Origin of the sequence: Galbibacter mesophilus (assembly GCF_023721415.1) — a bacterium.
In the GTDB taxonomy this organism is placed as follows: Bacteria; Bacteroidota; Bacteroidia; order Flavobacteriales; family Flavobacteriaceae; genus Galbibacter; species Galbibacter mesophilus.
The window spans coordinates 1,411,769-1,425,082 of record NZ_JAMQVC010000001.1 but is presented as its reverse complement, the minus strand read 5'-3'; the positions used below and the strand labels follow the sequence as shown (position 1 = coordinate 1,425,082).

Sequence of the window (13,314 nt, the reverse complement as noted above, 5' to 3'; positions counted from 1 at the left end):
TTTCACCAGAATTATTCGTTTACCTTTAATAAACAAGCCCAATGCGCCTTCGGCTTTTGGAGCTTGGGTCCCAATAAGAAAATAAGCCCCAAAGATTTTAAATACCTTTGGGGCTTACAACGCAAAATTTAAGTAAAATCTGTACTTACAGAGACCACGCTTTACCTTGTGTGGCTTCTTCTACCGGTAAGCAACCGTTGTAAACGCCAGGAACTGGATCATAAGCCAAAACTTCTTCTCCTATCAGCTGGCTGTTTTTGAAAGCATTAATGGTAGACCAACGCAAATCGTTAATCATTCCATACGCCAATGCTTCATTATCTTGAACCATGTTTTCTGTTGTTCCTATTTCAACTTCATTCCCCTCAATGCTAATACGCTTATTAAGGTCTTTTCTTTTGTTTTCGTCTACTTTTAGGTTCTCAGCAACAATTTCTTCGTATTGTTCTGGTGTAATGTCAGAAACATCATCACCATATTTCGCTTTAAGCTGATTTACCAAGCCAGCCATTTTTTGGCGATATTTCTCTTGTGCTTCATCTGTATCTACCTCCAATATATACTGATCAATAAACTGAGGTACATTAACTTCCGAAGCGGAAGGTGTATCTGTTTTTGGAATTATAATATCCACAATGTTGGTTAACACCACTCCTTCTTCCTCTGTGAAAAACTTCGGAACCCAGGTAGCCTTGTCTTCAGTACAACTTTGAAGCATACTCAACAACGTTGGTGATGCTACTACAAAACCAGTGGTTAAACCTATATTTCTAAGTGCTTTTCTTCTATCCATTTCTTAAATTCTTTTTACAGGTTCATTTTTTTAAGTTCCTCGGCTGCATGGTTTGCAGCTCTAGCAGTGAACGCCATATATGATAACGATGGATTCTGACAAGCAGAAGACGTCATGAAGGCACCATCTGTTACATATACGTTTGGTACAGCATGCAACTGGTTATGCTTGTTCAAAACAGAAGTCTTAGGATCTCTTCCCATACGGGCAGTACCCATTTCGTGAATTCCTAATCCCATTCCACCAATATTGTCATAAGTAGAAATGTCTTTATAACCTGCCGCTTCTAACATTTCTGCAGCTTGCTCTTTCATGTCCTTACGCATGGCCATTTCGTTTTCACCAAAATCAGCATCAAACGTAACGGTTGGTAATCCCCACTCGTCTGTTTTGTCGTAGTCCATGTACATTCTATTCTTATGGTCTGGCAAGGTTTCACCAAAGGCAGTCATACCAATAGTCCAGTCTCCTGGCTCTAACAACGCTTTCTTAAGATCTTTACCATAAGATAATTCCTTAATAGACTCAGACCAGTCGCCTCTTCTAGCACCTCCTTGATAACCATAACCACGGATGAAATCCTTTTGATCGGTATTCCCTCCTAAGTTTCTAAATCTTGGAATATATACACCATTTGGTCTTCTCCCTTTGTAGTATTTATCATCAAAACCATCTACCTTAGCGCTTGCACCTACTCTGAAGTGGTGATCCATTAAGTTACGTCCTAATTCACCACTATCGTTACCCATTCCGTCAGGGAATCTATCTGATTTCGATTGTAATAAAATAGAAGCAGAAGCCACAGCAGAAGCACACAAGAAAATTACTTTAGCTTTAAACTCAAAAGTCTCTTTCGTTTCAGCATCAATTACACGAACCCCTGTTGCTTTTCCTGTATTTTTATCATACATCACTTCGTGTACGATAGAATTAGGTCGCAATGTCATGTTTCCTGTCGCCTCAGCAGTAGGTAAGGTGGAAGAATTACTACTAAAATAAGCTCCAAAAGGACAACCTCTAATACAACGGTTTCTATATTGACAGGCGCTTCTTCCAGCACCTTCTTTAGTCCCTTGAGTAATGTGGGCAACACGTCCTATCGTAATAACACGATCATTAAATTTTCCTTCAATAGCATTCTTAAAGTGATCTTCCACACAGTTAAGATCCATTGGAGGCAAAAAGTTACCATCGGGCAATTGTGGCAATCCTAGATTTACACCACTTACTCCAATAAACTGTTCTACCTTATCGTACCAAGGCTTTAATTCTGCATAACGAACAGGCCAATCTACCGCAATACCATCTTTTAGGTTTGCTTCAAAATCTACATCTCCCATTCTATAACTTTGTCTCCCCCACATTAAGGAACGACCTCCCACATGATAACCACGCATCCAATCGAAACGACGGTCTTCATTATAAGGGTGTTTTATATCATCAACAAAAAAGTGTTGACTATCACCTCGAACAGTATAACCTGTTCTTGCTTGTTTGTATTTTCTTTCTTTAACTTCTCGGGATGCAGCGCCTCCATTTGGCATATCCCACGGGTCGAGATTGGCGGTTGGATAATCTTCAATATGCTTTACCATGCGACCTCTTTCCAAAACCAGCGTTTTTAGGCCGTTTTCACATAATTCTTTTGCCGCCCAACCTCCTGAAACACCGGTACCAACCACAATGGCATCGTATTCCTCTTTGGGGGAATTGTAATAAAATGTACTCATTATTTATAGCTTGTTTACAATAGTAGTTTTTCAAATATAAAAATTAATTTTTTACATTAGACGAATATTTTAATTATCAATACACCACTTTAACAACATTAACATTATTAATTTGATAATTTTATAGTTTTTTAATTAAGAATATGAAGAGAAGAATTTTTATAAAACAAAGCGGGCAAGCCAGTCTTGCTCTTTCTTTTTTAGGGCTCTACGCCTGTAAAGATGCAAACTCAAAAAAGGCCGAAACTCCTTTAAAAGAAACAACCTTTGAACCTTTTTTTAAATTTTCCCTGGCGCAATGGTCCATTCACAAAATGATTCTGGAAGAAAATACAAATCCGATAGACTTTGCAGAAATGGCAAAAAAATGGGGATTTACTGGATTGGAATACGTAAGTCAACTTTATAACAAGGAACTAGAAAAACGTGGCAATGATAACAATGCTGTTCTTTCCTTGGCAGAAGACCTTAAGAAAAAGAGTGACGAACACGGCATGCACAACCAAATTATGATGGTGGACTTGCGAGGAGAAGAAAACCTTTTGGTTTCCCCGAAAGCAGCACTTAGAAAGATGGCTGTTGAAAACCATAAAATATGGATAGATGCTACCGCAATTTTAGGTTGCCACTCCATGCGGATAAACCTATTTGGCACCAACGATAAAGAAGAATGGAAAGAAGGCGCCATAGAATCGTTAACGGCTCTATCTGATTATGCAGCTGAAAAAAATGTAAACGTAATTGTGGAAAACCACGGTTACCTTTCTTCAAATGCTGCGCTAGTGGCGGAAGTTATGGAAGCTGTGAACAAAGAAAACTGCGGAACCTTACCCGATTTTGGCAATTTTTGTTTGCGAAGGGAAGGTGATGCCCTTTGGGATGCTCCTTGTGTTGAAGAATACGACATGTATAAAGGTGTAAAAGAACTGATGCCCTACGCAAAAGGTGTAAGCGCCAAATCGCACGATTTTGATAAACAAGGCAACGAAACTACCATCGACTACTATAAAATGATGAAGATTGTAAAAGATGCTGGATATACCGGTTACGTTGGAGTGGAATATGAAGGCAGCAATCTATCCGAAGAAAAAGGGATTTTGGCCACCAAAGCACTTTTGCTCGATGTCGCAAAAAAATTAGACAATCCTTCGGCTAAATAGGCGATAAAACATATTATTGTATCTCAAATTTTCAAACTTACCCTCTGTAAGTTCAATTACTAACTATAACTATTTAAAAGCGAGTTCAATGAACAAAAAAATTCAATTTCAACTTTCCTTAATGATGTTTTTGGAATTCTTCATTTGGGGAGGTTGGTTTGTTACACTAGGCACTTTTTTAAGCAATAATCTCGAAGCTACCGGTGCACAATCAGCTATGGCCTTTTCCACACAATCTTGGGGCGCCATTATTGCTCCTTTCATTATCGGTCTCATCGCCGACCGTTATTTTAATGCGGAAAGAATTTTAGGAGTGCTTCATTTAATTGGTGCCATTTTAATGTATTTCATGTACCAAAGCACCGACTTTGGAGCTTTTTATCCATACGTTTTGGGCTACATGATTGCCTACATGCCAACATTGGCATTGGTAAACTCAATTTCCTTTAACCAAATGACAGACCCCGGAAAACAATTTTCCTTTGTTCGCGTATTTGGAACTATTGGGTGGATTGTGGCTGGCTCTGTTATAAGTTTCTTAGCATGGGATTCAACTGAAAACATTGCGCAAGGAATGCTGAAAAATACTTTCTTAATGGTTTCTGCTGCATCGGCCATTTTAGGCCTTTTCAGTTTTACACTGCCTAAAACACCTCCAAAAGCTGATAAGAATGAAAAAGCAAGTCTTTCTGAAATCTCTGGATTGGATGCGCTAAAATTGCTAAAGGACAAGAATTTTCTATTGTTTTTCATTGCATCAGTTTTAATCTGTATCCCTTTAGCGTTTTACTACCAGAATACGAGTCCGTTTTTAACAGAAATTGGCGTAGAAAATTCAACTTTTAAAATGTCGTTCGGGCAAATGTCGGAAGTACTTTTTATGTTACTTCTGCCGTTTTTCTTTAAACGTTTCGGTTTCAAAAAAACCATTCTAGCAGGAATGCTGGCGTGGACCGTTCGTTACCTTTTATTTGCTTATGGAAATGCCGGCGAATTGGTATTCATGCTAATCATTGGAATTGCATTGCACGGAATTTGCTATGACTTTTTCTTCGTTTCAGGACAAATTTATACCGATACAAAAGCCGGACCCAAGAACAAAAGTGCGGCGCAAGGACTTATTACCTTAGCCACTTACGGCGTAGGAATGCTAATTGGTTTTGAAATTGCTGGAATGATTTCCGATAAATTTTTAATTGCTGAAGGTAGTCATGATTGGTATAGCATTTGGATTTACCCAGCGGGATTCGCATTGGCTGTAGCCATCCTTTTTGCAATTTTCTTTAAAGATGAAAAAATAGCGTACAAAGAACAATAATTAATCAACCATAATAAACATAATTAAAATGAGTAAAAAAATAAGATTAGGAATTTTAGGTGGTGGCGGCGATTCATTGATTGGTGTTTTGCACAGAATTGCCTCTTCCATGTACGACAGTTATCAATTGGTAGGCGGGGTTTTCAACCCTAATTATGATGAAAACGTAGGGTTTGCTGAGCAAATTGGCATCCCAACTGAACGTGTATACAAAGATTTCGACACCATGGTGGAAGCCGAATTAAAACTTCCAGAGGAGGAACGTATGCAGGTAGTATCGATATTAACGCCGAACTTCCTTCACTTCCCAATGGCGAAAAAGTTGTTGGAATCTGGTTTTAACGTTATCTGTGAAAAACCGATGACAACAACGTTGGAAGAAGCAGAAATCCTTCAGAAAACATTGGAAGAAGCTAAAACCGTTTTTGCCGTTACTTATACGTACACTGGCTATCCAATGGTACGTCAAATGAAGGAAATGATTGCTTCCGGAGTAATAGGAAAAGTTCAAAAAATTGACGTTCAATATTATCAAGGATGGATAAACCCTATTATTCACGACAAGGAAAAAAGAAATACTATTTGGCGTTTAGACCCTGAAAAATCGGGTATTAGTTGCTGCGTAGGAGATATTGGGACCCACGGATTCGATATGATTGAATATGTTACAGGAATGGAAGTAAAAACCATTTTGGCAGATTTAAACTACCTGTACAGCGATAATAAAATGGATATTGATGGTACCATTTTACTTCGTCTTGCGGAAAATGTAAAAGGTGTATTGCGCACCAGTCAAATTGCCACAGGCGAAGAAAACAACTTTGCCGTTAAAATCTATGGTGACAAGGGCGGTTTGAAATGGGAGCAGGAAAACCCAAATTACCTTTATCATTTAACCGATGACCAACCCATGAGAGTTCTTAAGTCTGGACATGGGTACAACAGTGAATTCTCGCTTGATGGCACTAAATTACCTCCAGGACACCCAGAAGGAATTTTTGATTCGATGGGGAACATCTATCGCGGCGTTGCGAAAGCCATTAGGAAAGAGAAATACCACCCTGGTGAATTTCCAACCATGAACGACGGTGTTCGAGGCATGAATTTTATAGAACGTGCCGTTGAATCGCATCAAAAAGGAAATGTTTGGGTAGACGTATAACCTAAAAATGTTTTCTAAATAAAATAATAAGGCTGTGCTTTTTTAATCCACAGCCTTATTATTTCATAAAATTGACCTCTTTACTTTCTAGAAAATTTTAAATTAAGTAACTTAAAACCCCTTTTTAAGCACAGTAAAAGCTGCTTTAAAATAAATGAGCTTTGAACACAAATGTTTAAAAAGTTTTCAAATAAAACTATATACCCATTGAATTTTTGGGACAACAACTTGCCGAGGCGAGTTAGACACCTACGCAATGGGATTCACTAAATAAATGATTAAAATGAGAAAACTTAGAATGGGCATGGTTGGTGGCGGCCTAGGTTCTTTTATGGGAGATGTTCACAGGAAAGCCTCTGGACTGGACGGCATGATTGAATTGGTTTGCGGAGCTTTCAATAGTTCTGAAGAAAAATCCAAAGAAACAGGAAAGGCATTGTTTTTACCTGAAGAAAGATGTTACGGAAGCTTTCAAGAAATGATAGAGAAAGAAAAAGAACTTCCAGAAGGTGAAAGAATGGATTTTGTTACCATTGTTACTCCAAATCACCTTCATTTTGAACCAGCTAAAACAGCTTTGGAAAATGGATTTCATGTAGTTTGCGATAAACCAATGACGCTTACCGTAGAAGAAGCTAAAACTCTGGAAAAACTTGTGAATGAAACAGGCCTTTTATTCGCTCTTACGCACAACTATACCGGTAATGCCATGGTGAAACAAGCAAAAGCTTTGGTTGACCATGGAGAATTAGGCGAAATCACCAAAATACAAATTCAGTACTTACAAGGTTGGATGGCTGCGGAAGTTGGTCAAGAAGCAAAAATAAAACCTTGGCGCGCAGACCCTAAAAAATCAGGTGTAGGCGGTTCGTTAGCAGATATCGGTACGCATGCTGAAAATTTAGTTTCTTATATTACCGGAAGTGAAATTAAAGAATTGGCTGCAGATTTAGGAAGAATTGGAGAAGGACGCGTTTTGGATAACGACGGAAGCCTCCTGTTAAGATTGAGCAATGGCGCTAAAGGCAGTATGTCTATTTCCCAAATGGCAGTTGGAGAAGAAAATGCTTTAATAGTAAAAGTTTACGGAAGCAAAGGTAGTTTGGAATGGAACCAAGAGGAGTCCACTAAACTAATTACCAAATGGATTGATAAACCAGAACGGACTTTCACTCCCGATGGAAACGACATTTATGATGAAGTAAGAGCCATTTCTAGAATTCCAAAAGGTCATCCAGAAGGATACCTTGAGGCTTTCGCCAATATTTATCGGGCATTTGCAAAGCATCTTATGAGCGTTTTAAATAACGAGCCTATTGAGAAACCGGATTATCCATCAGTAGCAGACGGCGTTAGAGGTGTTCAATTTATCCATGCCGCAGTGGAAAGCGATAAACAAAATGCCAGCTGGGTGAAACTGAATTCATTTTAAAACAAAAATCAACTAAAATTTAAATTACATAATAATGCAAACCATTAAAGGACCCGCAGTTTTTTTAGCACAATTTGTAGATAATAAAGCGCCTTTTAATACACTTGACGGTATGTGCAAATGGGCAGCCGATCTTGGGTATAAGGGTATTCAAATTCCAACTTGGGAGAAATTTTTAATCGACCTAGACAAAGCTGCTGAAAGCAAAACCTATTGCGATGAACTAAAAGGAAAAGTTAATAGCTACGGATTGGAAATCACGGAATTGTCCACGCACTTGCAAGGACAATTAGTAGCCGTTCACCCAGCGTACGATATTATGTTTGATAATTTCGCACCGGATAATTTAAAAAACAATCCTAAGGGAAGAACCGAATGGGCGGTAGACCAAGTTAAAAAAGCAGCCAAAGCGAGTAGGCATTTAGGTATTAATGCCCATGCTACATTTTCTGGGGCATTGCTTTGGCATACATTCCATCCATGGCCTCAACGACCACCAGGACTGGTAGAAATGGGCTTTGAAGAACTTGCCAATAGATGGCTTCCTATTTTAAATGAATTCGACGAACAAGGTGTAGATGTTTGTTATGAAGTTCATCCAGGTGAAGATATCCACGATGGAGATACTTTCGAACGTTTTCTAGAAGCCACGGGGAATCATAAAAGGGTAAATATTTTGTATGACCCATCGCATTTTGTGCTTCAGCAACTAGACTACATTGAATATATTGACCATTACCATGAGTTCATAAAATCTTTCCACGTTAAGGATTCAGAATTTAATCCAACTGGTAAAAAAGGTGCCTTTGGAGGGTACAACAATTGGGGCGATCGTGCTGGAAGATATCGTTCTTTAGGCGATGGGCAAATTGATTTCAAAAAAATCTTCTCTAAACTTACGCAGTACGGTTGCGATGTATGGGCTGTTATGGAGTGGGAATGCTGCATTAAAAGTCCAGAGCAAGGTGCCCGCGAAGGTGCTCCTTTCATAAAAAAGCATATTATCGAGGCTACGGAAAGAGCTTTTGATGACTTCGCAGGTGCAGACATTGACGAAGCCAAACTAAAGAGAATTTTAAACCTTTAAAAATTTAAAATGAGAAAGATAGTTAGTTGTTTGGCACTCGTTTCCTTGACAATGTTATCCTGTAAGGAAAATAAGAAATCTGAAGAAAACCAAGATGTCGCCTCCGAAATGGAAACAAAAAAAGAAGTGAAAACCGAAAATGAGTGGGAATTCCTTTTTGATGGTAAGGATTTCAGCGCTTGGCATATGTATAATGGTGGTGAAGTTTCTGAAGCTTGGACCATTGAAGGAGATGCCATGGTACTTACTCCTGGCGATAACGCTGGAAATATTGTTACTAATGAAGAATTCGAAAATTTTGTACTTTCTTTAGAATGGAAAATATCCGAAGGTGGAAACAGCGGTATTTTCTGGGGCGTACAGGAAGGTGAAAATTATGGACAACCTTATAAAACTGGCCCTGAAATTCAGGTGCTGGATAACGAAAGACATCCTGACGCTAAAAACGGAACCACGCACCAAGCGGGAGCATTGTACGACATGATTGCTCCTTCTGAAGATGTTGCCAAACCTGCTGGAGAGTGGAATACTTGTGTTATAAAAATTGATCACACCTCCAATCATGGGGAAGTAACCCTTAACGGAACAAAAATCGTTGAGTTTCCTGTTCATGGCGATAAGTGGAAAGAGATGATTGCCAATTCCAAGTTTAAGGATTGGGAAGGTTTCGGAGCTTTTCAAAAAGGAAAAATCGGACTGCAATACCATGGAGACAAGGTGTATTTCAGAAATATAAAAATTAAAGAACTTTAAGAATGATGAATAAAACGTTTATTGGCTTGCTGTTTGTTGCAAGCTTTTTAGCTTGCAACAACGCTCCAAAAGAAACTGCAAAAGAAGAAGTTGTTTCAGATACAGTAACTTCCCCAGAGGTTATTACCTATCCAGAATACAGCGGAACTGAGCCTACGAAACCCGAAGAAACCGAATTGTATGAGCCCGTTCCACCAACCGTAAATCCAACTGAAAAAAATGGAGCACCCAGTGATGCTATTATCCTGTTCGATGGAACAAGCCTAGATAATTGGGTAAATAGTGAAGACGGCACGCAAGCAGATTGGATTTTGAACGATGACGGTAGCATGACAGTTAAGAACAAGGCTGGCGACATTCAAACAAAACAAAAATTTGGTGATTTTCAACTTCACATTGAATGGAAATCCCCAGCAGAGATCCAAGGTGAAGGTCAGAGTAGAGCAAATAGTGGGGTTTTCTTACAAGGAATTTATGAAATTCAAGTATTGGACAACAATAATAACGACACTTACACCAATGGGCAAGTAGGTTCTATCTACAAACAAGGTGCTCCGTTGGCAAAATCTTCTGTACCTTCGGGTGAATGGAACACCTATGATATTATTTATCACGCGCCAGAATTTAACGACCAAGGCGGTAAGATAAAATCTGCTACGGTTACTGTTCTGCACAATGGAGTTCTTATTCAAGACCACACGGAAATAAAGGGTACAACTCCATACATCGGGTGGCCTAAAAACGAACCTCATGGAAAAGGTCCTATTAAACTACAAGATCACGGAGATAATAGCCGTGTAAGCTATAGAAATATTTGGTTGAGAGAATTGTAATAAATTACTTCGGCTGTGGAATACCAAAAACTAAAACCCCAAAGGTTTTAAAAACCTTTGGGGTTTAAATTTCATTCCAAAACATTGAAAAAAACTTCCTTCAAATATCAGCAGCTTTATTTATTGGGATTTACTTTTGCCAAGGCACAGCGCCTTCCTTTTGATATATTTTCATTAACTCCCTTTGCAGATACTTTACTGTATCAGGGTATTTATTTAAAAGATTCGTTTGCTCCAAAGGATCATTCTTCAAATTGTATAATTCCAACGGCCTATACGGGTTGTTCTGCAATAGTTTCCAGTCCCCTTTTCTAAGCGCCATAATCGCTTTTCCTCCATAAGCACTTCTACCTTCCCTTCTTACAAAATAAAGCAACCGTTCCTCGTTCGGGGTATAATCTTCTTTGTTTAGAATTTCTTTATAGAAACTTTCCCCTTCAATTTTTTTCGGTGCAGACAGTCCTACCATATCAAGCAATGTTGGATAAACATCCATCGATAAATGTACATTCTCAGAAATTCTGTTTGGGGCTATAACTCCATCCCAACTGATACATGTAGGAACCCTTAGTCCGCCTTCATACATGGTTCCTTTCCCGTCTCTCAAAGGACCGTTATTCGCCATACTTGGTAAATGTCCACCGTTATCGCTCGTGAATATTATAATTGTATTCTCATACTGCCCAGAAGTTTTAAGAGCTTTTATTACTTTTCCAATTCCGTCGTCCATGTGTTCAATAAAAGCAACCAGCTTAGCCCGCGTAGAATCAATTGGTTTTTCGCGTTCTGTAACTTTTTCCAACCATTCCTTCGGCGGTTGAACAGGAAAGTGAGGCGCATTATAGGCTAGATACAGAAAAAAAGGATTATCGTTCTTCTTTTGTTCTTGAATATACGATATCGCCCAATCCGTAAATAAATCTGTTGCGTGGCCTTTAGGATTTATTTCTTTTGAATTGAAACGCATATAGTTTATGCCGTGCCTTTTATGCTCCCAATAATCGTCCATCATATCGCCTATCCATCCTTTAAAAAAATCAAATCCTTTTTCATTCGGAAGATTTGGAGACTCCAACCCTAAATGCCATTTTCCAACAATAGCCGTGTTGTATCCCACTTTTTTCAATTGTGAAGGTAAAAGCGGAAAGTTATCGGAAAGGTAACCCCAACTGTTTTCAGAGTCTGTTCTTATCACCCCAGGCACCCCAACATAACTGGGGTAGGTTCCTGAAAGCAAAGAAGCACGGGTTGGTGAACAAACCGAACTATTCGCATAAAAGTTATCGAAACGAATGCCGTTTAAAGCAATTCCATCAATATTAGGCGTTTCAATATCCTCCGTTCCGTAATACGAAACATCATGATACCCTTGGTCGTCTGTGCAAATAAGCAAAATATTAGGTCGAACTTGGGCAGCAATAACCGAAATATTACAAAATACACATATCAGGAAAAGCTTTTTTATTGTTTTCATCTTACTTTCCGGATCTATCTCTTAACTGATCTTTTCCTCTTTCAATTGAAAGTGTATCTTTTTGTATGCGAGCTTGGAGCCGTGCAATAATCTCCGGATGCTTGTCAGCAATATTATATTTTTCAGAAGGATCTTCATTTAAATTATAAAGTAATGGTTGCCTATGTTCTTCCCTTCCCCCAAATTGACCATAGGCACCTTGCGTGACAAAATGCACTTTATAAGGCCCTTCTCTATAGGCGAAAAGTTCTGTACTGCGATAGTAATAAATATGATCCCGCGGAGAGGCTTTCTGCTGAAAAAGTGTTGGTGAAAGGTCGTATCCATCTAAAGGACGGTTTTCCGGCAATGGAACGTTAGCAATAGCACTGAAAGTTGGAAGCAAATCCATTGTAGCTCCTAAGTCATGAATTATGCCCGGAGCGATATTCCCAGGCGACCAAAAAATACACGGCTCTCGCATGCCGCCTTCCCATGTGGTTCCTTTTCCAGCTCTCAACAAGCCTGCACTACCTCCTTTTTCATCAAAAGACAACCACGGACCATTGTCTGAAGTAAATACAACTATGGTATTTTCTGCCAATCCTTCCTCCTTAAGTGTTTTTATGATTTCCCCTATTCCATAATCAATTTCTTCCACCACATCTCCGTACAATCCTCTATCACTTTTGCCTAGAAAATCTTTCGATGCAAACAAAGGTATGTGCGGAAGGTTATGCGCCAAATACAAGAAAAAAGGCTTTGCTTTATTCTTTTTAATATAAGATACCGCTTCTTCAGTATACCTTTTGGTAATAGTCGTTTGGTCTGCCGGCTGTTCTAAAATTTTTTCATTCCGAAGCAATGGGACATTAAAATATTCTGATTTTGTTTCCTTTGAACCTCCTAAAACATCCTTTCTTTCTTCCGCTGAACTAAATTCACCTGAGAAACTCATATCGTTTGAATAGGGAATTCCAAAATAGTAATCAAAGCCGTTATTGGTAGGCAAGCACTGCTCTTTATGTCCCAAATGCCACTTACCAACACATGCCGTTGCATAGCCCACTTTTTTTAATTGCTCTGCTATGGTAATTTCTTCTGAAGGAATTCCGTGCATAGAATCTGGGAACAACACGCGCTCTTTGTTGCCCATCATACCGTTTCTAATGGGAAGCCTTCCTGTAAGTAAAGCCGCCCGACTCGGGGTACAAACACTGGCACCAACGTAAAAGTTAGTCCATTTCTGTCCTTCCGTAGCCATTTTATCCAAGTGTGGCGTCCTAATTGTTGGGTGTCCATACGAACTTAGATCTCCATAGCCTAAATCATCCGCAAAGATGACAATGAAATTCATTTTTTTAGATGACGATTGAGCATAGGAAAAAACAGTACTGAATATTCCAAAAAGAAATAATAAAAGAAGCGATTTACGTGTATTCATTTTCAAAGTTGGTTGGTTATGTAAAATAGTTAAACAAAGTAGTCGGCTATTTAAAATAGTTAAGCCGACTTCAATACCATTTCCTATTTGAAATAACCGTTATAAAATGCCCCTTTTTCCTTTCTATTTCAGAATAAAAAGAAAACGTA

11 protein-coding genes are annotated in these 13,314 nt (G+C 38.8%); 7 read left to right on the top strand and 4 right to left on the bottom strand.

Annotated elements, in window-relative coordinates:
- Window positions 1-145: 145 nt before the first annotated feature.
- Together NDQ75_RS06210 and NDQ75_RS06205 are read right to left on the bottom strand one after the other, a co-directional pair.
- Window positions 146-793: a gluconate 2-dehydrogenase subunit 3 family protein gene (locus NDQ75_RS06210; protein ID WP_202028521.1), complete on the bottom strand. Its 648-nt coding sequence runs from the start codon at window positions 791-793 to the stop codon at window positions 146-148.
- Window positions 794-807: 14 nt separating this feature from the next.
- Window positions 808-2,523: a GMC oxidoreductase gene (locus NDQ75_RS06205; RefSeq protein ID WP_202028520.1), complete on the bottom strand. Its 1,716-nt coding sequence runs from the start codon at window positions 2,521-2,523 to the stop codon at window positions 808-810.
- 143 nt (window positions 2,524-2,666) lie between these two features.
- Here NDQ75_RS06205 and NDQ75_RS06200 point away from each other — a divergent pair, with 143 nt between their 5' ends.
- The 7 genes from NDQ75_RS06200 to NDQ75_RS06170 all read left to right on the top strand — a co-directional run bounded on the left by NDQ75_RS06200 (window position 2,667) and on the right by NDQ75_RS06170 (window position 10,268).
- Entirely contained in the window at window positions 2,667-3,683 is a 1,017-nt protein-coding gene (locus NDQ75_RS06200; protein ID WP_202028519.1) for a sugar phosphate isomerase/epimerase family protein, read from the top strand.
- A gap of 88 nt (window positions 3,684-3,771) precedes the next feature.
- Window positions 3,772-5,001: a nucleoside permease gene (locus tag NDQ75_RS06195; protein ID WP_202028518.1), complete on the top strand. Its 1,230-nt coding sequence runs from the start codon at window positions 3,772-3,774 to the stop codon at window positions 4,999-5,001.
- 28 nt (window positions 5,002-5,029) lie between these two features.
- Window positions 5,030-6,163, top strand: a complete 1,134-nt coding sequence (locus NDQ75_RS06190; protein ID WP_202028517.1) for a Gfo/Idh/MocA family protein — start codon at window positions 5,030-5,032, stop codon at window positions 6,161-6,163.
- Between the two features lie 283 nt (window positions 6,164-6,446).
- Window positions 6,447-7,595 (top strand): Gfo/Idh/MocA family protein, encoded by a 1,149-nt coding sequence (locus NDQ75_RS06185; RefSeq protein ID WP_202028516.1) that lies wholly within the window; start codon window positions 6,447-6,449, stop codon window positions 7,593-7,595.
- A gap of 34 nt (window positions 7,596-7,629) precedes the next feature.
- A complete protein-coding gene (locus NDQ75_RS06180) occupies window positions 7,630-8,682 on the top strand; it encodes a sugar phosphate isomerase/epimerase family protein (RefSeq protein ID WP_202028515.1) in 1,053 nt (350 codons plus the stop codon).
- Window positions 8,683-8,691: 9 nt separating this feature from the next.
- Window positions 8,692-9,435 (top strand): 3-keto-disaccharide hydrolase, encoded by a 744-nt coding sequence (locus NDQ75_RS06175; RefSeq protein WP_202028514.1) that lies wholly within the window; start codon window positions 8,692-8,694, stop codon window positions 9,433-9,435.
- Between the two features lie 5 nt (window positions 9,436-9,440).
- Complete coding sequence (locus tag NDQ75_RS06170) at window positions 9,441-10,268, top strand: 3-keto-disaccharide hydrolase (RefSeq protein ID WP_202028705.1); 828 nt, start codon at window positions 9,441-9,443, stop codon at window positions 10,266-10,268.
- Window positions 10,269-10,398: 130 nt separating this feature from the next.
- Here NDQ75_RS06170 and NDQ75_RS06165 read toward each other — a convergent pair whose 3' ends face one another.
- Both NDQ75_RS06165 and NDQ75_RS06160 read right to left on the bottom strand, forming a co-directional pair.
- On the bottom strand, window positions 10,399-11,742 hold the full coding sequence (locus NDQ75_RS06165) for a sulfatase family protein (RefSeq protein WP_202028513.1): 1,344 nt from the start codon (window positions 11,740-11,742) through the stop codon (window positions 10,399-10,401).
- Between the two features lies 1 nt (window position 11,743).
- Window positions 11,744-13,078 carry a sulfatase family protein gene (locus NDQ75_RS06160; protein WP_242513661.1) on the bottom strand — a complete coding sequence of 445 codons (1,335 nt, stop codon included), beginning with the start codon at window positions 13,076-13,078 and terminating at the stop codon, window positions 11,744-11,746.
- Between the last annotated feature and the right edge of the window lie 236 nt (window positions 13,079-13,314).

Excerpts from the sequence above, each read along its gene's own strand:
- NDQ75_RS06210 (WP_202028521.1), bottom strand. The coding sequence starts at position 793 with ATGGATAGAAGAAAAGCACTTAGAAATATAGGTTTAACCACTGGTTTT.
- NDQ75_RS06205 (WP_202028520.1), bottom strand. The coding sequence starts at position 2,523 with ATGAGTACATTTTATTACAATTCCCCCAAAGAGGAATACGATGCCATT.
- NDQ75_RS06200 (WP_202028519.1), top strand. The coding sequence starts at position 2,667 with ATGAAGAGAAGAATTTTTATAAAACAAAGCGGGCAAGCCAGTCTTGCT.
- NDQ75_RS06195 (WP_202028518.1), top strand. The coding sequence starts at position 3,772 with ATGAACAAAAAAATTCAATTTCAACTTTCCTTAATGATGTTTTTGGAA.
- NDQ75_RS06190 (WP_202028517.1), top strand. The coding sequence starts at position 5,030 with ATGAGTAAAAAAATAAGATTAGGAATTTTAGGTGGTGGCGGCGATTCA.
- NDQ75_RS06185 (WP_202028516.1), top strand. The coding sequence starts at position 6,447 with ATGAGAAAACTTAGAATGGGCATGGTTGGTGGCGGCCTAGGTTCTTTT.
- NDQ75_RS06180 (WP_202028515.1), top strand. The coding sequence starts at position 7,630 with ATGCAAACCATTAAAGGACCCGCAGTTTTTTTAGCACAATTTGTAGAT.
- NDQ75_RS06175 (WP_202028514.1), top strand. The coding sequence starts at position 8,692 with ATGAGAAAGATAGTTAGTTGTTTGGCACTCGTTTCCTTGACAATGTTA.
- NDQ75_RS06170 (WP_202028705.1), top strand. The coding sequence starts at position 9,441 with ATGAATAAAACGTTTATTGGCTTGCTGTTTGTTGCAAGCTTTTTAGCT.
- NDQ75_RS06165 (WP_202028513.1), bottom strand. The coding sequence starts at position 11,742 with ATGAAAACAATAAAAAAGCTTTTCCTGATATGTGTATTTTGTAATATT.
- NDQ75_RS06160 (WP_242513661.1), bottom strand. The coding sequence starts at position 13,078 with ATGAATTTCATTGTCATCTTTGCGGATGATTTAGGCTATGGAGATCTA.